The organism is Oribacterium asaccharolyticum ACB7 (assembly GCF_000238075.1).
Classification (GTDB): domain Bacteria; phylum Bacillota; class Clostridia; order Lachnospirales; family Lachnospiraceae; genus Oribacterium; species Oribacterium asaccharolyticum.
This window is the reverse complement of sequence record NZ_JH414504.1, coordinates 804,746-828,844: the sequence shown is the minus strand read 5'-3', so window position 1 is coordinate 828,844 and position 24,099 is coordinate 804,746. Positions and strand designations below refer to the sequence as shown.

The following is a 24,099-nucleotide window of genomic DNA, read 5'->3' as shown; positions in this document are numbered from 1 at the left end:
ATTTTTTTTGATACCGGTGCTATACTGAGAAAAACAAAGGAGGAGAAACGTATGAAGGCAAAATCTGTAGCGAATAATTATCGCTTTTTAATTATCTTACTTTTATCCATGATATTTGGAGCAGTTACGGGAGCACTGGCACCGGGCTTTTCCCATTCGATTGCGTTCCTCGGAACCTTATTTATCCGTATGATGTTCTGTATCGTGGTACCTATGGTCTTTGCTTCGATTGCCGGAGCGGTTGCAGGAACCAAGAGTCGAAAAAGAGCCGGGAAAATCATGATGGTTACTATTATCAGCTTTGTACTTACCGGAGCCTTTGCCGCAATCGTTTATTTTCTACTTTGTCAAATATTTCCGCCTGTGACTGCTGCTTGGGCCAATTTACCCAAAGGAGAAGTCGGAGAGCACGCTACCATGACGGAAATGGTGTTGAATTTCTTTACGGTGGAAGACTTTTCCATGCTGCTTTCCCGTAAGGCGATGCTTCCTCTGATTATTTTTTCCTTGCTTTTCGGTTTTTCCGTGAATTTGAGTGGAGAAGCAGGAAAGAAGGTGGCGGAGTTTTTGGACAGTCTTACCGCTGTGATGATGAAGTTTGTGCAGATTGTAACCTACTATGCTCCGATTGCCTTTTTTGCCATCTTTGCCGATCTGGTTGCGACCTACGGATCTCAGATTACGGAAAGCTACGCGAGGGCTTTGCTTCTTTACTATCCGGTCTGCTTTATCTACATTTTCACGGCCTTCCCTATTATGGCTTATATCGGTGCCGGAGCGGACGGGGTGAAAATGATGTTCCGCCACATTTTAAAGCCTGCCGTTGTGTCTCTTGGAACCTGTTCTTCCGTGGCGACCATTCCGACCAATATGGAGGCTGCGGCGGAAAGCGGCATTTCCAAGGATGTTTCGGATATTGTGATTCCCTTAGGAGCAACCATGCACATGGACGGCTCCTGCTTTTCCTGTGTTTTAAAGATTGTTTTTGTAATGGGAGCACTCGGAACACCGGTGCACTTTTCCGAGCTTCCGGCCATTGTTCTTGTTGCAGTACTGTCCTCAGTCGGCATGAGTGGCGTTCCGGGAGGCGGATATATAGGAGAATACATTATTGCTTCGATTTTCTTCCCGAACAATATGGAACTGGCATTTCCTATTCTTGTGGCTATAGGGAACCTGATTGACCCTCCGGCAACCATGATTAATGCAGCCGGAGATTATGTGGTGTCCTTCATGGTTTCTCGTTTTGTGGACGGTAAGAATTGGATGAAAAAGATGAGTTTACAGGAGAAATAATGAATAGTTCATGGTTGAAAGAATTGGGATTTACGGAAGAGAACTGGAGCTTAAGAAAAGGAAGCATGGAAGACCTTTTGGCAGTGTCCGTCGTGGAAAAGGAATGTTTCCCGCCTTTGGAAGCGGCGACGGAAGATAGCTTTCGGGAGAGATTAAAGTTCTACGGAAATCATTTTCTCCTTTTGTATAAGGGAGATCGGCTGATTTCCTTTGTGGACGGATTTTGCACAAAGGAAGAAAATTTGACCGATCTAATGTATGAGGATGCGTCCCTGCATGATGAAGAGGGAAGCTGGCAGATGATTTTTGGGGTGAATACCATTCCATCCTATCGTAGAAAAGGGATTGCTTCGAAGATGTTGGAAGAGTTCATTCGGATAGCAAAAGAAGAGGGAAGAGAGGGACTGGTTCTTACCTGTAAGAAAGAAAAAATCCCCTTTTATGCACGACTTGGTTTTTCTTTGGAAGGGCTTTCCGACTCGGTACACGGGAACGTAGAGTGGTATCAGATGCGTCTCCGATTTTAAATAAGGCTGCTAGAAGAAGTAGAAAATATGGAAAAATTGCTAAATTGAAAAATTTGCTGCAAAATGCGTACCGTGTGGAAATGCACGATACGCATTTTTTAAGGATCAGCTATTTTGTTTGCGGATTTTACAATTCCAATTCTTTATATATTCCACTATTTCATTCCTATAAAAATTTCTTGTGTTTACCGAATGTATATTGTATATTGTATCTAATTTTGTACAAATGGAGAATCTATAACGATTTCCATGTTTGCAGTGAAATGACAGGAAAGTCGCGTGTACATAGCAAAGTAGTTGCTAATAGAAAATGCAAATTCTTCGATACAAAAAAGGACAATAGTAAAGGAAAGAATAGGTATGGATGGTAAATATATTGCTTTGGGAATTTTGATTCCGTTCGTGGGCACGAGCCTCGGTTCCGCCTGCGTGTATTTTTTGAAGGGAAATAAGACTACAGGGGGAAATGCACCCGTGATTCCTCCCGATGTAGAGAAGGGTCTAACGGGATTTGCGGCAGGAGTAATGGTTGCGGCATCCATCTGGAGTTTACTGATTCCGGCGATGGAAGAGAGTAGCAGTCTCGGCAGACTCGCTTTTCTTCCGGCGGTTATCGGTTTTTGGATTGGATCGCTCTTTCTCTTTGCTTTAGATAAGCTGATTCCGCATCTTCATCTCCATGCGGAGAAGGCGGAGGGGCCGAGGAGCTCTTTTCAACGTACGACCATGATGCTCCTTGCGGTAACGATTCACAATATTCCGGAGGGCATGGCGGTAGGCGTGGTCTATGCCGGAATGCTTACCGGAGATGTAGGTCTCTCGCTTGGTGCGGCACTTGCGCTTTCCATCGGTATTGCCATTCAAAACTTTCCGGAAGGGGCGATTATTTCTATGCCCCTGCACGCAAATGGACAGAATAAACATAAGGCTTTCGTGAATGGTGTTCTTTCCGGAGCGGTAGAGCCGGTTGCAGCCGTTCTTATGCTCCTTTTTGCCCCGGTATTTTCTCCGCTTATGCCTTATTTTCTCTCTTTCGCGGCAGGAGCGATGATTTATGTGGTTGTCGAGGAGTTGATTCCGGAAACCGCGGAAGGAGAGCACTCAAACTGGGGAGTGTTGCTCTTTGCCGTAGGATTTACCGTCATGATGGCATTGGATGTGGCGTTGGGGTAGCTATATCCTTTAGCTGCTATATTCTTTAGCTTTGGGAAAGCAGAACCAGAGAGTAAAGCAAGCCTTTATTTTTCATGAGTTCATCAAAAGAGCCAAATTCGATTAGCTTTCCGTGATGTAGAACAAAGATTCCATCATATCTTTTGAGTAGCGTACTATTTAAACGATGTGTAATAACAAGGCTTGTGGTATCGGGCATATCCAAAATGGAATGCATGATTTCATCTGCCGTTTTTTCATCTAATGCGGAACTTGCCTCATCCATGAGTAAAATGGATGCATTTCTAAGTAGTGCCCGTGCAATGGAAATGCGTTGCTTTTCTCCTCCGGAGAGTTTATTTCCGTTTGTTCCGCAAGAGAAGTCTTTTCCTTTTTGCTGAATAAGGGAGGAAAGTCCGGATTTTTGAATCACATAGTCAAATTCCTTTTCCGCTATGTTTTTATACAGGCAAATATTGTTATATATGCTGTCATTGAAAACAAAAACATTTTGCTGCACCGCAGAAATACTCTTTGAAAGGGAGGAATAAGTAATATTTCTCAAGTCTATTCCGTCAAATAGAATATTGCCGTCATATTCGCTGCTGTACTTGGTCAACAGTTTAAATAATGTGGACTTCCCCGAACCGGAAGTGCCGACAATGGCATATTTTTTCCGGCATGAAAAGTCAAAGAGACGTTTCGGAGTGCTTTTTCACTAGCTTCATAAGAAAAAGAAAGGTTTTGAACTTCAATTGCTGATTTTAGAGAATGGATTTCTGTTTTTTCTAGTTCATCAGGTTTCTCATAAAGAAGTTCAGCAGTTTGTGCAATCAGAGAGCGTGCCGCTTGACGATTCGCAAATAGAGAAGGTATTTTCTCTATCGGAGTGATAACAAAAGTAACTAGCTGAAGGAAGGCAAGCACAATGCCCGGGGTAACATGCGGATTCGATAAGGATAGCCATGCCCCGAAAAGAAATACCCCTAGTCTCATCACTACGCTTGCCGCAGTGGAAAGAAGATTGATATTTTCTTCAGCAAATCCGCGAAGAAACTTTGCTTTTTCAATTTTGACATTTTCCTCATGAAAACGGCTTTCCAGTTCGGATTCCGCTTGAAAACTTTTGATTACGGAATAACCGGAGAGGGTATCTCTCATAAATTCCATAAATCCGGCATTTTTCTTGGAAAGATTTTTTTCGGTTTTCGTAATTTCCTTTGATGCCGGAATGGATACGAGTAGAGGCAATATGGATAATGCAATAGCTACCATGGTAAGTACAGGGCTGTACCAAAGCATTAAAACGATGGCTCCGACGAAACTGATTCCGATATCGATCAGAGTAATATAAAAATCAAAATAATGCTCTTCAATGGATTTCAAATCGTTGCTGAGTTTTGAAAGAAATTGTCCGCTTCCGATTTCTGAAACCATTCTACTATTATTTCGAAGAATTTTTGCAAACAGCAAGTCCTTGTAAGAAGTAGACAATGTCTGTAAAAATTTAGGGTGAGCATATCGAAATATAAAGTAAAAGACAATAAATACAAGAAAAGAAAGAAGAGAAACGAGTGCCAGCTGATAAAAGGGAGTTTTATCTATTCCGGCTGCAAGATCGATGATTTTTTGGAGCAGCCATGAAATAATTAGATTATAGGCACTTAAAATTACCATAGAAATCATAGAAATAAGAAACCATTTTTTTCCAACAGAAAAAGGGGTTCTATAAAGTTCTTTATTCAATTTTTTCATCACTATCAACTGTCCTTTCGCACAAGAAAAGAACGATACCCACTTGAGATGGGGCAAAGACATGGTAAAACACTATGCCGGCTTAGAAAATATCGTCCTATGTTTACATCTGACAAAATTGATAATGAATCATGATGGCGTCACCTTTTACGTAAATTTACGTCCTGATGGAATCCTGTTTCGAAAATCATAAACTTCAGTTTATTCAGCTGAAGCTTAACATCTGTTGTTGATTATATAGAAAATGTGAAATATACACAAATGTTTTGCATCACCACGAGAATGAATCTACGAGAGTGTAAAGTTTTGTGCTTAAGCTATATCCATCCACCGTCAAAGGGAATGACCTGTGCGGTGAGATAGAGCGGCGCTTTGGAAAGAAGAAGCAGGAAATCGGCGGCTTCCTCTACTGTTGCCATTCTGCCGTAGGGAATTTCTTCTTCCAGACTGCTTCGCTCTTCCTCTGTAAGCCAGGCGTTCATGTCGGTGTCTATCGCACCGAAAGCGACTGCATTTACAGCGATGTGCGAAGGCGCAAGTTCTTTTCCGAGTGCTTTCACAAAGCTGTTGATGCCTCCCTTTGTGAGGGAATATAAGCTTTCCATGGAGGAGCCGACATTTCCCCAAACGGAGGAACTGAAAAGAATCCGTCCTTCTTTCACACGGAGCAGATAAGGAATCATGCGTTGCACGAGTTGAAAAGGTTCCAGGAGATTTGCCTGAAGGAGACTGTCGGTTTCATCGGCACTATACTCTTGCGTAAGACGCAAGACGGACTTTCCCTGATTGATGATTAAGACCAGCTCGTCTATTTCTACGCGTTCTGTTTCTTTAGCATGAAAATAGCCTTCCAAGAATGCGGAGGAAAAGCTTCCCTCTTTTAGAGTGATTTCCATCGGGGAGAGTTTATCTACCGTGCATTTTTCGTCGTAGACTCGTCTTCTCGCGAGTTGAGACTCGGGGAAACTCCCTTCGATTTCTGTCTTTAATTCTTCCAGTAAGGCTATATTTTTCTCGCAGTTTAAAAGCAGAGTATACCCTTCTTTGGCAAAGGCCTTTGCTGCAGATCTTCCTATTCCTCTGGATGCGCCGGTGATGATGGCAAGCTTCATTTTTTACCTCGTTTACAAAGATTACAATTTCTTTATCATTTTGATTTCGTTCTGATTTGCTTTCTTTTTTAGTAAAAAGAAAGCGGCTCTGCAAGGATGATTTTACCATGCAAAGCCGGTTTTTGCTTCTCTTCAGCTTTTAGTTAAAGCCATAGAACTTTCTGCTTAAGCGGTAAGCTAAAATGGTCAGCTTGTTTCCGATTTTCCCGGGAAGATTTACACCCTGACCGAGGAAACTTGAGCGCATACGGAGCCACAACGGGAAATGTTCTTTCTTAAGATAGTTCCAAAGCTCTTTCTTTCGTTCCATATTTTCTTCGTTTTCCGACTTGATGGAAAGAACGGAGGAGACGGTAGTGATGATTTCCAGGTAAAGAATCATATAGTTTCGCAGTTTTTTCGGCTGTACCTTCATGACATCACAAGAGTCTATCATCAGACGATTGACTCTAAACTGCTGATCCAGTCTTCCAATCATTACGGTTTCGTTGACAGACTGATCGTCTCTACCGATGTAGTAATGATAGAGGTTTTTGTTGCAATAATAAATCTTCTTCACATGGGGGAGCGGAAGATAAACAAAAAGATTATCCACATAGAAGGTGTGCTTCGGAAGGACAAGACCGGCATCCCGAAGGAGCTTCGTACGGTAAATCACGGAATGCATCAGGATATACTGCCCAAGATTAAAGCGCTTCATGTCGTTCCAGCCGAAGATTTTATCTTCCGGGAAGGCGTTGCCGTAGGACATTACCTTTTTATTTTCCTGTCCTACTTTGTCATAGACGAAGTTCGCAACAAAGAGATCAATGCTATCTCCGGAAAGAGTAATATTCCTGATTTTTTCCAGAATTTCTAAGAGCACCTCGGAATCCAGCCAGTCATCGGAGTCTACGACCTTGAAATAAAGGCCGCTCGCATTTTTTAAGCCGGTATTTACGGCTTCCCCGTGGCCGCCATTTTCCTGATGAATTGCCTTACAGATAGTAGGATATTTTTTCTCATATTCCTTTGCGATTTCTAAGGTATTGTCTTTCTGGGAACCGTCGTCCACAATGAGGATTTCCACTTCGTCCCCTGCGGGAAGGATGCTTTCGATGCATTTTCCCATGTAGGCGGAAGAGTTGTAGCAAGGAATGGCAAAACTGATTAACTTCATAGACTCTCCATTTAATTCATAATGTGTATCGTACAGAAAGCGTGCGATATTTTGTTTACGAAAGTGCTCATATTGCGAGCGAAACATACCATTTACTATAGCATAAAAGAAGTGGAAAGCACAGTTTTTTTAAGCCTTGCTGCTTTTCACGAGATCCCAGAGTGTATAGCGATTTACCACGGAATAAATGGCATCTTCTATTTCTTTATAGAGGGGAAAGGTGGGGCAGGATGCAGATTTTTCACAGCTTACACCGTCTCTGACACAATCAACCGGTGCGAGCGTTCCCTCTGCAGCATTTAAGATTTCTCCAACCAGAATATCCTTGGCGTCTCGAGAGAGAAGATAGCCTCCCTTTGCTCCACGCACACTTTTTAAGAGCTTTCCTTTTACCATCAGGGAAATAATTTGTTCGAGATATTTCAAGGAAATGCCTTGCCGCTCCGCCATTTCCTTTATGGAAACAGGACTGTTCTCATCCTGATTTTTTGCAATATCGATTAAAGTGCTTAAGGCATAGCGCCCCTTGGTTGAAATCATCATAGTCTTCATCTCCTCTTATAACTGAATATCCTAGCATAGCACTGGGGAATGTGCAAGGAGGGGGAAAAGTGCTTTGCATAAAGGACATAATTATGACATAATTAAAATTTAAAAAGGCGGTGGATTATGCCAAAGATTATTCCGATAAAAGAATTGAAAGATATGACTAAGGTTTCTGAAATATGTCGTAAAGAGCGAATTTATAAGGATTTAGAGATAGCAGAATCAGATATTCTTTCCGGTAGAACGAAAACGGCAGGATTAGTTTTGAAGGAACTACAAAGAAAAACTGTAGAATGAAATAAATACGAGGAGGCACTATGGCTAAGATTGATTTCGCGATAAACAGCGAAGGACAAAGAGTAAGCATTCATTCGGAGAAACTGAACCGACACGGATTTATTGCCGGAGCAACAGGCACGGGAAAAACGGTAAGTCTTAAGGTTTTGGCAGAACGGTTTTCCGCGCTTTCCATTCCGGTATTTCTTTCGGATTTCAAGGGAGACCTTTCCGGTCTTTTTAAGGCGGGAGAAGCAACGGAGAAGATAGAAGAGAGAAGGAAGAGGTGCGGGCTTTCCGAAAGTGAATTTTCCTATAGAGCCTTTCCGGTGGAGTTCTTCTCTTTTACGAAGGAGGGAGGGATTCCTCTTAGAACCACCGTGTCGGAGATGGGACCCTTACTCTTGAGTCGTATTCTGAATCTCTCCGATGTGCAGGGTGATATTCTCCGTATCATTTTCCGCATTGCGGACGAAGAGGGTCTGCTTTTACTGGATTTAAAGGATCTTCGTTCTATGCTCCAGTATGTCAGTGAAAACAGTAAGGAGTATGAAAAGTCCTACGGAAAGCTCTCCACACAGAGCTTGAATGCGATTTTACGCTCTGTGGTAGCCTTGGAAGACAGAGGAGGAGAGGAATTCTTCGGAGAGCCCGCCATCAATGTAAAGGACTTCTTCCGCTTGACAACGAATAGTGAGGGTGTGGTTTCCATTTTGGATGCGAAGTCAGTGGCATCCGACCCGAAGATTTACTCCACCTTCCTCTTGTATCTTCTGTCCGAGCTTTATGAGAATTTGCCGGAGGTGGGAGACCTGGAAAAGCCTCGTATGGTTTTCTTCTTTGATGAAGCGCATCTCCTTTTTCAGGATTCATCGAAGGCTCTTTTAGAGAAAATAACGCAGGTGACAAGGCTAATCCGCAGTAAGGGTATCGGCATTTATTATGTAAGCCAAAATCCTGCGGACATTCCGGAGGAAATTCTTTCTCAGCTTGGAAACAAAATACAGCACGGTCTTCAGGCCTATACGCCGGGAGAGAGGAAGAAGCTGAAGGCGGTTGCGGACAGCTTTAGAGAGAATCCTGCCTTTGATACCTTGGAGGTTCTGGAAAATCTCGGTACCGGAGAAGCTTTGGTATCCTGCTTAGATCCGGATGGAAAGCCGACTATGGTGGAGAAGGCAATGATTTTCCCGCCGCAGACTTTCCTCGGAGAACTGAGCCCGGAAGAAAAGGAAAAAGCAAAGCTCGGATCAGACTTGGCTCTTAAGTATGATGAGATGATAGACCGTGACTCTGCTTACGAGATGCTCACGAGAAAGGGGCTTTCCGAGGAAGCCGAAAAGGAAAAGGCCGTTTCAGAGAAGGAAGAGGAAAGGGATAAGGCACAGACTTCCAAGCTGCAAAACCGTGTGGTGAAGTCGGTCAGCCGCTCCGTTTCCGGCTCTATCGGAAGAGAAGTCGGGGCAAGCATCGGAAAGTCCGTACTCGGAAAGGGTATGGGACGCCGACTGGGCGGTAATATCGGTGCTGCTTTGGGAAGAGGCATTCTGGAAACCTTATTCGGAAGATAAAATGTGGATGGAGCCGGTTTTAGCTGATAAATAGTTGGAATGACAAAAGCTGCCGTAAAAATCAAAGGATAAAGAAGTTTTGATTTTTACAGCAGCTGTTTTTTGTTCTATGGTCTTTAGCCGGTATCATGACTGAACTTTGAAATAGTACCGATTTTATAGAATTTTATATCTTTTATACCATAGTAGTCATTCCTTATCGTTGTGGCCATTCTTATACCATAGTAGTCATTCCTTATCGTTGTGACCATTCTTATACCGTTGTGGTCATTTCTTCCGTCCCCGGGTTAAACAGGATTACAATGGCAAGAATCACCAGCACGACAATATCTACCCATACCAAAGGAGAACTGAAGAAAAGCTTCAGTGCTTTTCGGCCTTTCTCATCGGGACGCAGAGCGACAAGCTTTGCTCTGTTTTTAATTAGGCTTATCACAGTATAAACGCTTCCTCCTAAAAGAAGGAGCCCGTAAGCGGACATAAGCCAAGGCTGTGCAGTACCGAGGTTATTCACCAGAATAGCCAGAGCATTATTCGTTAAGTGAAGTAAGATGGAATAACGAAGTCCGTATTTGTCCCGAATCGCGAAGAGGACAAAGCCCATCATAAAGGCGGGAATAAATTGCAGAAAGTTACTGTGAATTAATGCAAAGAAGAGGGAACAGGCAAAGGCGGTAAAAAAACTGCCGAATGCTTTAAAACGCTTATAAAATACCCCGCGAAAAACCAGCTCCTCTACAATCGGTGCAATAAGAATGGTATAAACAAGCATGGGAATATCATTCAGTGCACCGCCTTTTGCCGCCATTTCGGAATAGCTTAAGTCGAGTCCCATTTTCTGAAAAAGAAGGACCAGAGGGATGGTCAGCAAAGAAGAAATCCATTGTACCCCGCAAAAAATCAGAAAAAAGTGTAAAAAGACGGGGGGAGAAAAGCGGGAAGAAGGCTCTTCTGTTTCATTCAACGAAACAAGATTATTGTTTCGAAAAAGAAAATAGAGAAAGAGCAGACACGGAATGACGGAGACCATCATACTGTAATACATTGCGCCGGAAGACAAAGCCGGAAAAAGCAAGTCAATGAGAAGGACTGCCAGGACAGCCAGAACTTGTATCAGGATGGCATAGGAAAAAAACCCCAGTGCAGTCATATTGAAATATCTTTTGATTTGTTTATCTGTCATAAAAGCCCCTTTTTCTGCTACAATACTGTCAAGATTTTCCTCCATCCTTTCGTTTTCAGACGAAGAGGATGAACTACATAAAAGAGAAAATTCATTTTATACTAACAAGATTTAATGGAAAAGGCAATGCAAGGAAATTCCAAGCTTTTTTTGAGAAGTTCCAAGATTTTTTTGAGAAGAATCAAGACATAAGGAATACGGCAAAGAACACCGGGAAGATAAGTTGGAGAGTGAGAAAGCTATGAGAAAAAAGAATTGGTATATTTATGGAAAAAAAGCGGATTTTCAGGCTTTGGCGGATAAACTGAACTTGGATCCCGTCCTTGTTCGTATTTTACGAAACAGAGACTTGGAAACAGAGGAGGAAATGCGGGAATTTCTCTCCGGAGAAGAAATTCCTTCTCCTTTATTTTTACCGGACAGTATTCGTTTTATAAACCGCCTCGAGAGAGCTGTAGACGGGAAAGAAAAGATCCGCATTGTGGGAGACTATGATGTGGACGGTGTTTGTGCGACAACGATTCTTTATCTTGCCATCTCGCAATTTACGGAGGCGGGACAGTTAAGCTTTGTGATTCCGCACCGAATCAATGACGGATACGGAATCAACAAGCATATCATAGAAGAAGCGAAGAAGGACGGCGTGCAGCTTCTCATCACCTGCGATAACGGCATTTCCGCCTTTTCGGAGTTAAGCTATGCGAAGGAAGTGGGGATTGATGTTCTTCTTACCGATCATCATGATTTGCGCGTAGATGAAAGGGGGAAAAAGATTTATCCTGAGGCTTTTTCCGTAGTGAATCCGAAGCGGGAGGACAGTAAGTATAAGAATGCCGAGATTTGCGGAGCGATGGTAGTTTACCTTCTTATGAAGATGCTGATAGAGAAGCGGGGGAGAGGGGAAGAAATCCTGGATGAGCTTCTCTGTTTTGCCGGAATTGCCACGGTCTGCGATGTCATGAACTTACAGAAGGAAAATAGAGTTGTAGTGAAGAAAACGCTGGAACTTCTTCCGAGGACGGAAAATATCGGGCTTGCCGCTTTGCTTTCCCTGTATTGGAAGGAAGGAGAGCGGGAATTGTCGTCCTTTACCTTGGGCTTCCAGATTGGACCGGCAATCAATGCGTCCGGAAGACTGGAGAGCGCTATGGAAGCGATTTCGCTCTTTCTGGAAAAAGACAGAGAGAAGGCGATGGCCCGTGCGGAACATTTAAAGGAGCTCAATGAAGAGCGAAAGAGTCTTACGGGAAATGCGGTGGAAGAAGCAAGAAAGCTTGCGGAGGCGGAAGAGGGGAAAAAAGTGCTTCTCCTGTATTTGCCGGAGCTGCATGAGAGCTTGGCGGGAATTGTTGCCGGAAGAATCAAGGAGGAATTTTACCGTCCCACCTTTGTGGTGACCAAGACGGAAGAGGGCAAGGTCAAGGGCTCCGGAAGGTCGATTCCGGCCTATCCCATGGCGGCAGCTCTTGAAAAAGAAAAGGAGCTTTTACTTCGTTTCGGAGGACATCCCATGGCAGCAGGCTTTAGCTTGGAAGAAAAAAATCTTCCCCTTCTCAGAGAAAAGCTGGAAGAAGACTGTACCTTGTCTCCCGAGGATTTAGTGGAAAAGTTATGGATTGATACCGTTCTTCCCTTTTCCTACTGTACGGAAGAGTTTACGGAGTCCTTGCGTATATTAGAGCCCTTCGGAAAGGGAAATGAAAAGCCTGCTTTTGCTGAAAAAGAGGTGGAAATTCAGGGCTTGAGGATTCTCGGAGAGCATAGAAATGTAGTGAAGCTCAATCTCATGGATCGTCAGGGAAAGCGTATGGAAGGGATTTATTTTACGGACGGGGAAAGTTTTCTTTCCGAAAAGGGGGATCGTAAGAAGTTAAATATTGTTTACTATCCGCGCATCAACAGCTACAATGGGGAGAAACAAGTGCAGCTTGTGATTTCAGCACACAGTTTTGTATAGCATGATTATCCTGAAAAAGGATATGTGGACAGGGTAAAAGAAGGAAACCCGGAAATAGAATATTTCCATAGATAAAGATTTACGATGTAAGGAGGAAACAGGATGGTAAAAGAAATCATGAACTATGTTCGGCAGATGGATCCCGAGGTTGGAGCAGGATTATTTTCCGAATATGAACGGCAGCAAAACAACATTGAGCTCATTGCATCGGAGAATATTCTTTCTACCGCTTCCATGATTGCCATGGGAACGGTTTTAACCAATAAATACGCGGAAGGCTATCCCGGAAAGCGTTATTACGGCGGTTGTCAGGAAGTGGACAAGGTGGAAGACATTGCCATTGAAAGAGTGAAGAAGCTTTTCGGCGCGGAATATGCCAATGTACAGCCCCACTCCGGTGCACAGGCCAATATGGCGGTGACCATGGCGGTTTGCAAGGCGGGAGACACGATTCTCGGAATGAGTCTGGATGCGGGCGGACACTTGACACACGGGTCCCCTGTAAACTTTTCCGGTCTTTTTTATAACATCGTGCCCTATGGCATTACGGAAGAGGGATATCTTAATTATGATGAGATTCGCGCCTTGGCGAAGCAGCATAAGCCGAAAATGATCATTGCCGGTGCATCCGCTTATCCGAGAGTGATAGATTTTAAAAAGTTTAGAGAAATAGCCGATGAGGTCGGTGCCGTACTCTTTGTAGACATGGCGCATATTGCGGGACTGGTTGCCGCAGGGGTACACCCGAGCCCGATTCCCTATGCGGATATCGTGACCTCGACTACGCATAAGACACTTCGCGGGCCAAGAGGCGGCATCATCCTTTCTACTGCGGCTGCAGCGGAAAAATACAATTTCAACAAGGCTGTTTTCCCGGGAATCCAGGGCGGACCGCTGGAGCATGTCATTGCGGCTAAGGCTGTTTGCTTCGGAGAGGCTTTAAAGCCGGAATATAAGACTTACCAGGAGCAGGTAGTGAAGAACGCCCGGGCTCTTGCAGAGGAGCTAATGAAGAGAGGCTTTAAGCTCATTTCCTCCGGAACGGATAATCACTTGATGCTTGTGGATCTGACCAACTTTAGCGATGTAAGCGGAAAGGATATGCAGAATCGCTGCGATGAGGTCAATATTACCTTAAATAAGAACAGTATTCCGCGTGAGCCGCGTTCTCCCTTTGTGACTTCCGGTGTACGGATCGGAACTCCGGCCATCACCACGAGAGGCTTTAAGGAAGAAGATATGGCGGTCATTGCGGATTGCCTTTATAAAGTGGTTTCCGACTTTGAGGGAACGAAGGAAGAAGTGCGTGCTCAGGTTTCGGCTCTTACCAAGAAGTATCCGATTTATGAGGGTTAGGAGAAGATGAGACAGAAAGAAAAAAATCTATTATTCGGGCATATAATTTTGCTTCTTCTGGAACTGATTGTCGTACTGAGTGCCTTCTCGGAAGACGGCTTTACGACCCTTCGGTATTATACGACCGATTCCAATCTTCTTTGCGGGATAGCGTCTCTTCTCTATCTCTTATGGAAGCTTCCGGCTTTAAATAGAGAGGGAAAAGGAGTAGTAAGTCGTTATTTTCAGAATAAGGACGGAGGGACGACGGAGCTTTCTGCGGCCCGGAACGGAATCAGTCTCTTACGTTTTATTTCTACGGTGTGCCTCATGGTGACCTTTGTGGTGGTCCTCCTTGTTTTGGGACCGGAACAGGGGTATGCCCATGAGTTTTTGGAGGGAAGAAAAATTTTCAGTCATTTAATTTGTCCCTTTCTCTCCTTACTTCTGCTTCTTTTTGAAGAGGGGGATATTCCTTTAAAATGGGTTTCCTATGCCCTTTTTACTACCTTGGCCTATGCGATTCCCTTAATTCTTTTAAATGCGCTGGGACTGGTTTCCGGCCCTTACAGTTTTTTGAAAATCAGGGAGCAAAGCTTGGGAAAAACCGTTTTTTGGATTGTGACCATTTTATCCGGAAATGCGCTACTGGCTTTAGGCGCGCTATTTCTTCGGAGGATAAAGAATCGGAAGAGTTAGGCTTTACTCAGAAATAAATTACTAGCAGATTTTTGACGCGTTTTTCCGATAATGGATAACTCATGCATTATCTTTATAGAAAAACAGCTTACAGGGACAGTCCTTGTAAGCTGTTTTTTGAGTTCATAACAAGTGGCGCAGACGAAGCCTGAGACATCTTGTTCTCAACGAGTATCGTTCGCGTAGTGCGCAGTATATTGTTTTATCGTCCGGCTAAACCTTTTGCAGACCTAAATGCTCCTTCCGTAAAATCGGATACAGTTCCATATAGACCAAGACGGAAACAATGATGGATAATACTGCATTGATGGCGGAGGCCGCTACATTAATCTTAAAGGACAGCTCTGCAGCAGGCTTTCCCAAAATAAGGAGTTTGTAGAAATACCCGATGGTGGGATCCAAAATCACATTGGCAAGGAGCCCGAAGATTGCGGCAAGCAGAACCCACTTGAAAATGTGAGAACGATCCTGCGAGTCATTGATTTTTCCCAACTTATGTGCAATAAAGCCTGCGATTAAACCAATCACGAGTTTGCAAATTACGGTTTTCGGAGCATAAGTGATATATGCCGGATCGAGAAGATCGCCTATGGTCATACCCAGGGCACCAGCAAGTCCGCCCAAGGGACCGCCAAGAACCAGTGCGGCAATCACAACCACGGCATTTCCGAGATGAATGGAAGTGGTATCGCCTCCGACGTGGATTTTCATCTGCAGAAAGGTAAACACCACATAGGATAATGCGGCAAAGAGTGCAGATAAAGTTAATTTTTGTACTTTTTGATTCATAGTCATACCTCCGTAACAGGACTTCCAGCATTCGAAAGATTTCGACTTGATAATGGAATAGCCGCGTGATTTTGCCGGGCACGAAAAAATCTTCCGATGTTTTCAGATGATAACACAAACTGGACTTGATAAAATATCCAATTTTATAAAAATATATAAGACCAGATTGTTATAGTCTGTAACTATATCCAAATCAAAATTCATAGTATTAGACAGAAAAAGTGCACTGTGCTACATTTTCTGACAAGATGTGATTCGGTTATCCGAAAGAGACATTTGCTTTGATGAAAAAACGGAAGAGACCGTTTTTTAAGGGCGGTAAGGTATTTTTATTCTTAACAAGTAGCACAGGCGAAGCCTGAGACATCTTGTTGTGGTTTTTGACTATGGAGGTAGAAGAATGAGCGAGAAGAATAGAACGGGAAGAAATTTTTCTTTTAACACAAGAGCGGTTCATGTAGGGCAGGAGAAGGCGGATCCGGCAAGCGGTGCAAGGGCGGTACCCATTTACCAAAGTACAGCTTTTGTTTTTGAAAACTGTGATCAGGCTGCTGCACGTTTTGCTCTTAAGGAGGCGGGGAACATTTATACCAGACTGACGAATCCGACACAAGGCGTGCTCGAGGAGAGGATTGCCAGTCTTGAAGGAGGAGTTACGGCGCTGGCGCTTGCATCCGGTGCAGCGGCGGTTACTTACGCTTTTAAAGCTGTGGCACATCAAGGAGATCATATTGTCAGTGCAAGAAATATTTATGGAGGAACTTATAACTTCTTAAAGCATACTTTTCAAGACTCCGGTGTGGAAACGACATTCGTGGATCCCTATGATTTGTCCGAAGCGGAGAAGGCTATTCGGGAAAATACAAAAGCACTCTATATTGAATCTCTCGGAAATCCCAACGGGGATGTTGTAGATGTTGAGGCTTGGGCAAAATTAGCGCATAAACACGGGCTTCCGTTAATCGTAGACAATACTTTCGCAACCCCCTATTATGTTCGTCCGATAGAGTACGGTGCAGACATCGTGGTGCACTCCGCCACGAAGTTTATAGGAGGACAGGGCTCCACCATGGGCGGTATCGTGGTAGATGGAGGAAAATTTGACTGGACTAAGGGAAATAAATGGCCTTGGCTTACCGAACCGAATCCTTCTTACCACGGCGTGAGCTTTGCAAGAGATACTGCCCCGGCAGTGCTTGCAACGTATATCAGAGCAATCATCCTTCGAGATGAAGGCGCTGCCATTTCCCCCTTTAATGCCTGGTTACTCCTGCAAGGGACGGAAACGCTTCCGCTTCGTGTAGAGAGACATGGACAAAATGCGTTAAAGGTGGCAGAGTATTTGAACAAACATCCGAAGGTGGAACACGTTTCTCATCCAGCCGTTTCTCAGGATCCTTTACAGAAAGAGCTTTATAAGAAGTATTTTCCAAATGGCGGAGGTTCTATTTTTACCTTTGACATTAAGGGAGATGCGGAAACAACAAAGAAGTTTATTGACCACCTCGAGCTGTTCTCTCTCTTGGCAAACGTTGCGGACGTGAAGTCTTTGGTGATTCATCCGGCAAGCACAACGCACTCGGAGAGTTCGAAAGAAGAATTGCTTAAGCAGGGAATCAAGGAAAATACGGTTCGTTTTTCTATCGGAATTGAGGATATCGGAGATATTCTTACGGATTTGGAAGAAGCGTTCAAGGCGATTTAAGGCGAAAATTATTAATAGAACATTTTTTTGTGGCGGGAAAAAGAAGCGTCTTTCGACAGAGGAAAGAACGGCTTCTTTTTCCTTTTATCTTGTCACTTGGAATAGAAAGAAGTAAGATAGCAAAGAATCACGACTAAGGCGGAGAAGAAAGCGATGCATCATTTTTTTGTAGACAAGAGTGAAATTATAGGGGATGAAATTAAACTTTACGGAGATAATTTCCATCATTTACAGAAAGTTCTTCGGGGAAAAATCGGAGAGGAAATTATAATTTCCGATGGGGATGCTGTCGATTATCATTGTAAAATAAAAGGCTATGGAGATGACTGTGCCCTGCTTTCCGTTTCCTTTTTGGAAGAGATGCATGAACTGAAGACAAGACTCATACTCTTGCAGGCTCTTCCCAAGGGAGAGAAGATGGAACTCATTATCCAGAAGGCGGTAGAACTTGGCGTGACGGAGATTATTCCTTTGGAAAGTGAAAATTGCATTGTGCAGTTAAAAGGAGAGAAGGCGGAGAAGAAAAGAAAGCGTTGGCAGAGTATAGCGGAAGCGGCGGCAAAGCAGTCCAAGCGTTCTATTATTCCGGAAGTGCTCCCGGTTACCACATGGAAGGAGGCATTTTCCACTCTGAAGGATGCGGAGATGAAGCTCTTACCTTACGAAAATGAAAGAGGAGTAGGCTTTACGAAGGAAGTGCTTCAGCAGGCAGAAGAGCTGGGAGGAAAGGCCGGCAGCAAGATTGTTCTTTGTATCGGACCGGAAGGCGGGTTTTCTATTCAGGAAGTAGAAGAGGCTAAGAAAGAAGGCTTTCTTCCCATTAGCTTGGGAAAAAGAATCCTCAGAACGGAAACAGCGGCAATTGCCGCATTAAGTCTTCTGATGATGCATTTGGAATTTGCTGAAAATAAGGAGGCAGAATGAGAAGTATTTACTTAGATAATTCAGCTACCACTAAGGTTTATCCGGAAGTGGCGGAAGAGATGTGTAAAACGATGATGGCTGATTATGGGAATCCTTCGGCGAAACATCTCATGGGAGTAGAGGCGGAAAAATACTATAGGCAGAGTCGGGAGGAAATTGCCGAGACCTTAAAGGTGAAGGCGAAGGAAATCCTTTTTACTTCGGGCGGTACGGAGTCCGACAATATGGCGCTAATCGGAGGATCCTTTGCTAAAGTAAGACAGGGGAAGCATATCATCAGCTCTGCAATTGAGCATCCTGCTGTGTATAAGACTTTGGAGTTTTTGGAAAAGCAGGGCTTTGAGATCAGTATTTTAGCAGTAGATGAGAAAGGGCATATCTCTTTAGAAGAGTTGGAAAAAACGATTCGGGAGGATACCGTTATGGTAAGCATCATGACGGTAAACAATGAGATGGGAGCGATAGAGGATATCCATGCCATTGGAGAGCTTATCAAGAAAAAGAACCCAAATTGTCTCTTCCATACTGATGCGATACAGGCCTATGGGAAAATGATTCTTCGCCCGAAAAAAGATTTTGTGGACCTTCTTTCCGTAAGCGGACATAAGCTTCACGGTCCCAAGGGAATCGGTTTTCTTTTCATCGATGAGAAGGTGAAGATTGATCCGATTCTTTTTGGGGGAGGACAGCAAGGGGGACTTCGCTCCGGCACGTTAAATATTCCCGGCATTACCGGGATGGGACTCGCTGCCAAGATGGTTTATCAGGACTTCCCGGAAAAGATAGAGAGACTCTATCAATTGAAGGACTACTTTATCGAGGAGCTTTTGAAGCTCCCGGAAGTAAAGGTGAATTCCGAAAAAGGAGCGGCATCCGCACCGCAGATTGTCTCCGCATCCTTCTATGGGGTAAAGGCGGAGGTCTTGCTTCATGCGCTGGAAGATAAGGGGATCTATGTCAGCAGCGGATCCGCCTGCTCTTCGAATCATCCGGGAATCTCCGGAACACTGAAGGCTATAGGTCTTGGACCAAAAGAATTGGATTCGACACTTCGTTTCTCCTTTTCCTTTCTTACGGAAAAGCGAGAGCTTACCGATACGATTGAAGCTTTAAAGGAACTGCTTCCTGTTTTGCGAAAGTTTTACAAAGCATAAAAACTGTTATAAAGCATAACAACTTAGAAAATGCGATGGGAAACGGAGAGAGGTCGTTTATGGTTTGGAGGAAAATAGCGGTAAAAACAAAGGAGGAAGCGGTAGAGATATTAGCTGCCTATTTATTTGACCGCTGGGAAATCGAGGGCGTTGAGATAGAAGACGGTAAGGGGCTTACGGAAGAGGAAGCAAAAATCATTTTCGCGGATATCCTTCCGGAGGAAACTATCGGAAACGGAGAAGCGAGTCTGTCCTTTTATCTGGAAATTTTACCGGAAGAGGAGAAAAAAGCGAGAAAGGCTCTCGTGGAGAAAGAATTCTCGGATGAAACGGTAGACCATTCCTATACTTTGAACAGTAGCAATATTTTTACGGAAGAAGAGTGTAGGGAGATTCTTTCGGATTTAAAGAGAGAGCTTAGCGAAATGGCGGAGTACACGGAGATTGGAAGTGGTGAAATATCCGTTTCCGAGACGGAAGATAAGGATTGGATGAATGCCTGGAAGGATTTTTTCCATAGCTTCCGTGTGGGAAAGCTTCTTATTAAGCCGAGCTGGGAGGAGGAAGAACCGAAGGAGGGAGAATTTGCAATTTCTCTGGATCCCGGTACAAGCTTCGGTACGGGACAGCATGAAACGACGAAGCTCTGCCTCCTTTTTCTGGAAAAATATTTGAAAGAAGGCGACCGCGTACTGGACCTCGGTACCGGATCGGGAATTCTCGGGATTGCCGCTTTGAAAATGGGTGCAAAAGAGGTTTTAGCCACGGATCTTGATCCCCTTACAAAGGAGGCAGTTGCGGGAAATTGCAAAGAAAACGGGATTTCGGAAAAGGATTTTCATCTCTTCATTGAAAATATTTTGGGAGAGGAAGAAAGCGCAAAAAGCTTGCAGGCTGCTTTCCGGAAAGAGCCCTTCGAAGTAGTTTGTGCCAATATTCTTGCCCCCGTGATTGTTTCCTTAACTCCGCTTGTACCCTCTTTTCTAAAACAGGACGGTATCTTTATCGCTTCCGGCATTATTTGCGATAAGGCGGAGGAGGTACGAAAAGCATTGCAGGCAGAAGCAAGCTTGGAAATCCTCGAGGAGTGTGTAGAAGGGGAATGGCACGCCTTCACCGCGAGAAAGAAATAGGAAAGTGAATAGCATTGCTATGAATTGAGTACCGGGAATTAAAAAGAAAGGAAGCTCTATGGCCAAGGAAATGTGGAAGCCCGGAAATATGCTGTATCCGGTGCCTCCTGTGCTGGTGACTTGTCAAAATAAAAAAGGGGAAAGCAACATGCTTACCGTGGCTTGGGCAGGAACCGTGTGTTCCACGCCCGCCATGCTTTCCATTTCCGTTCGGAAGGAGCGGTACTCCCATGCCATGTTGATGGAAACCGGGGAGTTTGTTGTGAACCTTCCGACAGAAGATTTGGTTTGGGAAACGGATGAGGCCGGTGTACGTTCCGGAAGAGACATCAACAAGTGGGAAAAACTGCATTTGCATCAGGAAGAGGGAAAAGTGCTTTCCGTTCCCATGATTTCTGAGTGCCCAGTTAATATGGAATGTAAAGTGAAGCAGGTTTTGGAGCTGGGAAGTCACGACCTGTTTTTGGCGGAAATTGTGGCGGTTCATGTAGACTCTTCCTTATTGGATGAAAAGAAACGCCTGCAATTGGAAAAGGCAAAGCTTTTGGCCTATTCTCACGGACAATATTTCGGTCTGGGAAAAGTATTGGGAAGCTTTGGATTTTCCGTACGAAAAGGCGCAAAAAAGAATAAGGGAAAATAGACAGTCGTTTTTTAAAAGGGAGGAGCAGATTTTTCATGCTTCCTCCCTTCATTTCTTTCTCTTAGTTTCCTTCTCTTAGTTTTCCCTTTCCTTGCGGATCAGGATGGATTCCACCTCGTTCACCGCTTTTTCCGCCATGGCATCAATCTCGGGGAAGAGCTTTTCTTCGGATTTTCTGATTTTCTCTACAATGGGCTTGGTTACGGGGTGTTTTGCCACAAAGATGGTGCAACAGTCTTCATAGGGCTCAATGGAGGTTTCATAGGTTCCGATTTGTTCTGCCACATCTACGATTTCCTGCTTATCAAAGGCAATCAAGGGGCGGTACACCGGAAGAGTGCAGACTTCATTGGTGCAAACCAGACTTTGCAGGGTCTGAGATGCGACCTGTCCTATGGATTCTCCCGTAATGAGACCGATACAGCCATTTTTATAAGCTAAGGCTTCCGCAATACGCATCATATAGCGGCGCATGATAATCGTCAATTCATCGTGCGGACAGCGGTCGTAAATCGCAAGCTGTATCTCCGTGAAGTTTACAACATGCAGCATGATGGGACCGGTATAGGTGGAAAGCTGTCTTGCGAGGTCCATGACCTTGATTTTTGCTCTTTCACTGGTATAGGGCGGTGCATGAAAGTAAGTGGCTTCGATTAAAGCACCTCTTTTTGCCACTTTAAAGCCGGCAACGGGAGAGTCAATTCCGCCGGAAAGAAGGAGCATGGCTTTTCCGTTTGTGCCAAGGGGCATACCGGAAAGTCCCGGAATGATTTTTCCGTAGATATTGATGAACTGTCGGATTTCGATGCGGAGCTTTACTTCGGGCTTGTGCACGTCCACTCGGGTATTCGGGAAGTTCTCCAAAATACTGTGTCCGAGTTCCATTTCAATTTCCGGAGAAGTCATGGGATAGGATTTCTCCGCGCGCCTGGATTCAACCTTAAAGCTTACGGGCTTGTCACCGTAAGCGGCACGAAAGTAGGAGAGTACCGCCTTTTCCAAATCGGCAAAATCGGCGGAGTAGGGAATCTGCACCATGGGTGCTATCCCGGCGATGCCGAATACGTGTTGAAGCGCATCCATGCATTCTTCGTAGTCATAGCTTTCCGACTTCACATGAACATAGATTCTGCCGCGTTCTCTGGCTACATAGTATTCTCCCGTAGCACGCTTTAATTTCATGCGAATGTCTTTTGCAAGGGCGTCCTCAAAGACATAGCGATTTTTTCCTTTCGTGCCGATTTCAGCGTATTTAATTAAAAATGCTTGGTACTCCATACTGCTCCTTTTCTTTCCATTACTTTACCGGCACTATCGCACGCAAAATGCACGATATGCTTTGCAAAAAATAAAGTGCATGAATCCATGCACTTTTTAAAAACCTTGTAAGGCTTTCATCTTTCCGTTAAGATACAGGAAGTCAGGCTTCGATAATATAGGGCTTTAATGTATCTACGATTTCATCCAGTCTGGACTCATCCGCATGAATATTTAAATCAATAGGCTTGGATAAATCCAAAGAGAAAATACCCATAATAGACTTAGCGTCAATGACATAACGACCGGAAACCAAATCAAAATCCACATCCGTAAAGCGAACAAGGTCGTTTACGAAGGATTTTACTTTATCAATAGAATTCAGGGAAATACGAACGGTTTTCATTAGACAATCCTCCTTTTTTATGATGGTTTCATTGTAGTGAGGAAGTTTTTTAAAGTCAAGTAAAGATAAGGGAGAAAGGCAAAAAGATAGAGCCATGCTCCATAAGGAAGAAAGGGATAAAAAATGGAATTAAAGGGACTGCGTTTTGCTATGCACAACTTAGGTTGCAAGGTTAATTCATATGAAGCGGAGGCGATGAGTGAGGCAATTCTTAAAGAAGGAGCAACGTTGGTGCCCTTTCATGAGGAAGCGGATATCTACCTTATTAATACCTGTTCCGTAACGAACATTGCGGACAGAAAGTCCAGACAAATGATTCACCAGGCCAAAGAACGGAATCCGGATGCCCTTGTGATTGCGACAGGCTGCTATGTGGAAGGAAAAAAGGAGGAATTGAAAAAAGATAAGGGAATCGATATTCTGATCGGGAACAGCGGCAAAGGAAAAATTGTAGAGCTGATTAGAGCCTATCGGGACGCCATGTTGGAAAATGACGGCAGAATCGAAGACTATTTGCCTCCTGTTAAGGAAGAGGGAGAATATGAAAATCTTTTTCTTTCAAAGCCCTTGGACAGAAGTCGCGCCTTTGTAAAGATTCAAGACGGTTGCAACCAATTTTGTGCGTACTGCATTATCCCCTATGTGAGAGGCAGAATTCGAAGCAGGAAAATAGAGGACTGCCTTCAGGAAATAGAACACCTGGGGCAGGAGGGCATTTCCGAAATCGTACTCACGGGAATACACCTTTCTTCTTATGGTCTGGATTTTCAAAATCTTTCCTATGAATATGCCAGTAGAAATGCGGAAAGCGGAGAGGCGCTCATTTCCCTCATTGAAAAAATCGGAACAATTCCTTCTATAAAGAGGATCCGCCTGGGAAGTTTGGAACCCAGAGTCATCACGGAGAACTTCGTTTCCCGCTTGAAAGCTGTAGAGGGCATTTGTCCGCATTTTCATCTTTCCCTGCAAAGCGGGGCGGCCAAGACCTTGAAGGAAATGAACCGACATTATACGAAGGAGGAGTTTAAAGAGGCGGTGGACTGTATTCGAAGAGCCTTTCCGCTCGCGGCCATTACCACGGATGTGATTGTGGGATTCCCCGGCGAGACGGAAGAGGATTTTCGGGAGTCAAGGGACTTCATCGAAGAAATCAGCTTCTACGACCTGCATATTTTCAAATATTCCCGCAGGAAGGGAACTCGCGCGGATGAGATGAAGGAGCAGATTACGGAAAAAGTGAAGAAGGAACGCTCGAAGATTCTCTTAGACCTTGCACTTAAGGATTCGGAAAAGTTTCGGAAGCAGTTTATCGGAAAAAGGTCGGAGGTCTTAATAGAGGAAGTTCGTGAACTGGAGGGAGAAATGTATTACACCGGTTTTAATAAAGAATACATTCGTTTCTATATCCCCCTGCAGAAAGACAGAGCATTAGAAATCGGAGGGGTTTATCCGGTGCTTGCAGAGAAAGCCATGGAAGAAAGCCTGCTGGGAGAGCTCTTTTCAGAATAAATACAAGTTCA

23 protein-coding genes are annotated in these 24,099 nt (G+C 44.1%); 14 read left to right on the top strand and 9 right to left on the bottom strand.

The features are described 5' to 3' along the window. Positions 1-51 precede the first annotated feature (51 nt). From HMPREF9624_RS03725 to HMPREF9624_RS03715, 3 genes are all read left to right on the top strand, one after another. Positions 52-1,296 (top strand): dicarboxylate/amino acid:cation symporter, encoded by a 1,245-nt coding sequence (locus HMPREF9624_RS03725; protein ID WP_009536597.1) that lies wholly within the window; start codon positions 52-54, stop codon positions 1,294-1,296. Beyond that, a complete protein-coding gene (locus HMPREF9624_RS03720; RefSeq protein WP_009536596.1) occupies positions 1,296-1,823 on the top strand; it encodes a GNAT family N-acetyltransferase in 528 nt (175 codons plus the stop codon). Before HMPREF9624_RS03725 ends, HMPREF9624_RS03720 begins: the two co-directional genes overlap by 1 nt. Before the next feature lie 360 nt (positions 1,824-2,183). Continuing rightward, positions 2,184-2,996, top strand: coding sequence for a ZIP family metal transporter (locus HMPREF9624_RS03715; protein WP_009536595.1), 813 nt, complete (start codon positions 2,184-2,186; stop codon positions 2,994-2,996). Positions 2,997-3,021: 25 nt separating this feature from the next. On the opposite strand, the gene HMPREF9624_RS11945 is transcribed toward HMPREF9624_RS03715, so the two are convergent. The 5 genes from HMPREF9624_RS11945 to HMPREF9624_RS03695 form a co-directional block, all read right to left on the bottom strand. After that, the gene (locus tag HMPREF9624_RS11945; protein WP_242822622.1) at positions 3,022-3,639 is read right to left on the bottom strand and encodes an ATP-binding cassette domain-containing protein; all 618 of its coding nucleotides are present in this window, start codon (positions 3,637-3,639) and stop codon (positions 3,022-3,024) included. Then, the gene (locus HMPREF9624_RS03710) at positions 3,591-4,730 is read right to left on the bottom strand and encodes an ABC transporter transmembrane domain-containing protein (RefSeq protein WP_009536593.1); all 1,140 of its coding nucleotides are present in this window, start codon (positions 4,728-4,730) and stop codon (positions 3,591-3,593) included. Before HMPREF9624_RS03710 ends, HMPREF9624_RS11945 begins: the two co-directional genes overlap by 49 nt. A gap of 317 nt (positions 4,731-5,047) precedes the next feature. After that, complete coding sequence (locus HMPREF9624_RS03705) at positions 5,048-5,842, bottom strand: SDR family NAD(P)-dependent oxidoreductase (RefSeq protein WP_009536592.1); 795 nt, start codon at positions 5,840-5,842, stop codon at positions 5,048-5,050. Between the two features lie 139 nt (positions 5,843-5,981). After that, entirely contained in the window at positions 5,982-7,001 is a 1,020-nt protein-coding gene (locus tag HMPREF9624_RS03700) for a glycosyltransferase family 2 protein (protein ID WP_009536591.1), read from the bottom strand. A gap of 129 nt (positions 7,002-7,130) precedes the next feature. Further along, positions 7,131-7,544 carry an RrF2 family transcriptional regulator gene (locus HMPREF9624_RS03695; protein WP_009429683.1) on the bottom strand — a complete coding sequence of 138 codons (414 nt, stop codon included), beginning with the start codon at positions 7,542-7,544 and terminating at the stop codon, positions 7,131-7,133. 126 nt (positions 7,545-7,670) lie between these two features. Between HMPREF9624_RS03695 and HMPREF9624_RS03690 the strand changes: the two genes are divergently transcribed. Both HMPREF9624_RS03690 and HMPREF9624_RS03685 read left to right on the top strand, forming a co-directional pair. Beyond that, positions 7,671-7,844 carry a hypothetical protein gene (locus tag HMPREF9624_RS03690; protein ID WP_009427824.1) on the top strand — a complete coding sequence of 58 codons (174 nt, stop codon included), beginning with the start codon at positions 7,671-7,673 and terminating at the stop codon, positions 7,842-7,844. Between the two features lie 20 nt (positions 7,845-7,864). After that, complete coding sequence (locus HMPREF9624_RS03685; protein WP_009536590.1) at positions 7,865-9,394, top strand: helicase HerA-like domain-containing protein; 1,530 nt, start codon at positions 7,865-7,867, stop codon at positions 9,392-9,394. Between the two features lie 253 nt (positions 9,395-9,647). On the opposite strand, the gene HMPREF9624_RS03680 is transcribed toward HMPREF9624_RS03685, so the two are convergent. Beyond that, on the bottom strand, positions 9,648-10,577 hold the full coding sequence (locus HMPREF9624_RS03680; RefSeq protein WP_009536589.1) for a CPBP family intramembrane glutamic endopeptidase: 930 nt from the start codon (positions 10,575-10,577) through the stop codon (positions 9,648-9,650). 241 nt (positions 10,578-10,818) lie between these two features. On the opposite strand from HMPREF9624_RS03680, the gene recJ reads away from it, so the two are divergent. The 3 genes from recJ (at position 10,819) to HMPREF9624_RS03665 (ending at position 14,568) form a co-directional block, all read left to right on the top strand. After that, positions 10,819-12,534: a single-stranded-DNA-specific exonuclease RecJ gene (gene recJ, locus HMPREF9624_RS03675; RefSeq protein WP_009536588.1), complete on the top strand. Its 1,716-nt coding sequence runs from the start codon at positions 10,819-10,821 to the stop codon at positions 12,532-12,534. A 102-nt stretch (positions 12,535-12,636) separates the two neighbouring features. Next, complete coding sequence (locus HMPREF9624_RS03670; protein ID WP_009536587.1) at positions 12,637-13,890, top strand: serine hydroxymethyltransferase; 1,254 nt, start codon at positions 12,637-12,639, stop codon at positions 13,888-13,890. A 6-nt stretch (positions 13,891-13,896) separates the two neighbouring features. Then, complete coding sequence (locus HMPREF9624_RS03665; protein WP_009536586.1) at positions 13,897-14,568, top strand: hypothetical protein; 672 nt, start codon at positions 13,897-13,899, stop codon at positions 14,566-14,568. A gap of 213 nt (positions 14,569-14,781) precedes the next feature. On the opposite strand, the gene HMPREF9624_RS03660 is transcribed toward HMPREF9624_RS03665, so the two are convergent. Further along, on the bottom strand, positions 14,782-15,357 hold the full coding sequence (locus HMPREF9624_RS03660) for an ECF transporter S component (RefSeq protein WP_009429043.1): 576 nt from the start codon (positions 15,355-15,357) through the stop codon (positions 14,782-14,784). A 400-nt stretch (positions 15,358-15,757) separates the two neighbouring features. Here HMPREF9624_RS03660 and HMPREF9624_RS03655 point away from each other — a divergent pair, with 400 nt between their 5' ends. The 5 genes from HMPREF9624_RS03655 (at position 15,758) to HMPREF9624_RS03635 (ending at position 20,916) form a co-directional block, all read left to right on the top strand. Next, positions 15,758-17,062, top strand: coding sequence for an O-acetylhomoserine aminocarboxypropyltransferase/cysteine synthase family protein (locus tag HMPREF9624_RS03655; protein ID WP_009536585.1), 1,305 nt, complete (start codon positions 15,758-15,760; stop codon positions 17,060-17,062). A gap of 153 nt (positions 17,063-17,215) precedes the next feature. Next, positions 17,216-17,986: a 16S rRNA (uracil(1498)-N(3))-methyltransferase gene (locus HMPREF9624_RS03650; RefSeq protein ID WP_009536584.1), complete on the top strand. Its 771-nt coding sequence runs from the start codon at positions 17,216-17,218 to the stop codon at positions 17,984-17,986. After that, positions 17,983-19,140 (top strand): cysteine desulfurase family protein, encoded by a 1,158-nt coding sequence (locus HMPREF9624_RS03645; RefSeq protein WP_009428167.1) that lies wholly within the window; start codon positions 17,983-17,985, stop codon positions 19,138-19,140. The genes HMPREF9624_RS03650 and HMPREF9624_RS03645 overlap by 4 nt, the downstream gene beginning before the upstream one ends. A 35-nt stretch (positions 19,141-19,175) precedes the next feature. Next, positions 19,176-20,273, top strand: a complete 1,098-nt coding sequence (gene prmA / locus HMPREF9624_RS03640; RefSeq protein WP_242822615.1) for a 50S ribosomal protein L11 methyltransferase — start codon at positions 19,176-19,178, stop codon at positions 20,271-20,273. A gap of 58 nt (positions 20,274-20,331) precedes the next feature. After that, complete coding sequence (locus HMPREF9624_RS03635; protein WP_009536582.1) at positions 20,332-20,916, top strand: flavin reductase family protein; 585 nt, start codon at positions 20,332-20,334, stop codon at positions 20,914-20,916. A gap of 75 nt (positions 20,917-20,991) precedes the next feature. Here the strand turns inward: HMPREF9624_RS03635 and thiI are convergent, their stop codons facing one another. Then, positions 20,992-22,194, bottom strand: coding sequence for a tRNA uracil 4-sulfurtransferase ThiI (gene thiI / locus HMPREF9624_RS03630; RefSeq protein ID WP_009536581.1), 1,203 nt, complete (start codon positions 22,192-22,194; stop codon positions 20,992-20,994). Positions 22,195-22,336: 142 nt separating this feature from the next. Then, on the bottom strand, positions 22,337-22,579 hold the full coding sequence (locus HMPREF9624_RS03625) for an HPr family phosphocarrier protein (RefSeq protein ID WP_009536580.1): 243 nt from the start codon (positions 22,577-22,579) through the stop codon (positions 22,337-22,339). Positions 22,580-22,702: 123 nt separating this feature from the next. On the opposite strand from HMPREF9624_RS03625, the gene mtaB reads away from it, so the two are divergent. After that, the gene (gene mtaB, locus HMPREF9624_RS03620; protein WP_009536579.1) at positions 22,703-24,088 is read left to right on the top strand and encodes a tRNA (N(6)-L-threonylcarbamoyladenosine(37)-C(2))-methylthiotransferase MtaB; all 1,386 of its coding nucleotides are present in this window, start codon (positions 22,703-22,705) and stop codon (positions 24,086-24,088) included. The last annotated feature ends 11 nt before the right edge of the window (positions 24,089-24,099 follow it).

Excerpts from the sequence above, each read along its gene's own strand:
- HMPREF9624_RS03690 (WP_009427824.1), top strand. The coding sequence starts at position 7,671 with ATGCCAAAGATTATTCCGATAAAAGAATTGAAAGATATGACTAAGGTT.
- HMPREF9624_RS03655 (WP_009536585.1), top strand. The coding sequence starts at position 15,758 with ATGAGCGAGAAGAATAGAACGGGAAGAAATTTTTCTTTTAACACAAGA.
- HMPREF9624_RS03710 (WP_009536593.1), bottom strand. The coding sequence starts at position 4,730 with ATGAAAAAATTGAATAAAGAACTTTATAGAACCCCTTTTTCTGTTGGA.
- thiI (WP_009536581.1), bottom strand. The coding sequence starts at position 22,194 with ATGGAGTACCAAGCATTTTTAATTAAATACGCTGAAATCGGCACGAAA.
- HMPREF9624_RS03700 (WP_009536591.1), bottom strand. The coding sequence starts at position 7,001 with ATGAAGTTAATCAGTTTTGCCATTCCTTGCTACAACTCTTCCGCCTAC.
- HMPREF9624_RS03645 (WP_009428167.1), top strand. The coding sequence starts at position 17,983 with ATGAGAAGTATTTACTTAGATAATTCAGCTACCACTAAGGTTTATCCG.
- HMPREF9624_RS03670 (WP_009536587.1), top strand. The coding sequence starts at position 12,637 with ATGGTAAAAGAAATCATGAACTATGTTCGGCAGATGGATCCCGAGGTT.
- HMPREF9624_RS03695 (WP_009429683.1), bottom strand. The coding sequence starts at position 7,544 with ATGATGATTTCAACCAAGGGGCGCTATGCCTTAAGCACTTTAATCGAT.
- HMPREF9624_RS03685 (WP_009536590.1), top strand. The coding sequence starts at position 7,865 with ATGGCTAAGATTGATTTCGCGATAAACAGCGAAGGACAAAGAGTAAGC.
- HMPREF9624_RS03715 (WP_009536595.1), top strand. The coding sequence starts at position 2,184 with ATGGATGGTAAATATATTGCTTTGGGAATTTTGATTCCGTTCGTGGGC.
- HMPREF9624_RS03725 (WP_009536597.1), top strand. The coding sequence starts at position 52 with ATGAAGGCAAAATCTGTAGCGAATAATTATCGCTTTTTAATTATCTTA.
- HMPREF9624_RS03665 (WP_009536586.1), top strand. The coding sequence starts at position 13,897 with ATGAGACAGAAAGAAAAAAATCTATTATTCGGGCATATAATTTTGCTT.
- HMPREF9624_RS03650 (WP_009536584.1), top strand. The coding sequence starts at position 17,216 with ATGCATCATTTTTTTGTAGACAAGAGTGAAATTATAGGGGATGAAATT.
- HMPREF9624_RS03680 (WP_009536589.1), bottom strand. The coding sequence starts at position 10,577 with ATGACAGATAAACAAATCAAAAGATATTTCAATATGACTGCACTGGGG.
- recJ (WP_009536588.1), top strand. The coding sequence starts at position 10,819 with ATGAGAAAAAAGAATTGGTATATTTATGGAAAAAAAGCGGATTTTCAG.
- HMPREF9624_RS03625 (WP_009536580.1), bottom strand. The coding sequence starts at position 22,579 with ATGAAAACCGTTCGTATTTCCCTGAATTCTATTGATAAAGTAAAATCC.
- mtaB (WP_009536579.1), top strand. The coding sequence starts at position 22,703 with ATGGAATTAAAGGGACTGCGTTTTGCTATGCACAACTTAGGTTGCAAG.
- HMPREF9624_RS03705 (WP_009536592.1), bottom strand. The coding sequence starts at position 5,842 with ATGAAGCTTGCCATCATCACCGGCGCATCCAGAGGAATAGGAAGATCT.
- HMPREF9624_RS03720 (WP_009536596.1), top strand. The coding sequence starts at position 1,296 with ATGAATAGTTCATGGTTGAAAGAATTGGGATTTACGGAAGAGAACTGG.
- prmA (WP_242822615.1), top strand. The coding sequence starts at position 19,176 with ATGGGAAACGGAGAGAGGTCGTTTATGGTTTGGAGGAAAATAGCGGTA.
- HMPREF9624_RS03660 (WP_009429043.1), bottom strand. The coding sequence starts at position 15,357 with ATGAATCAAAAAGTACAAAAATTAACTTTATCTGCACTCTTTGCCGCA.
- HMPREF9624_RS03635 (WP_009536582.1), top strand. The coding sequence starts at position 20,332 with ATGGCCAAGGAAATGTGGAAGCCCGGAAATATGCTGTATCCGGTGCCT.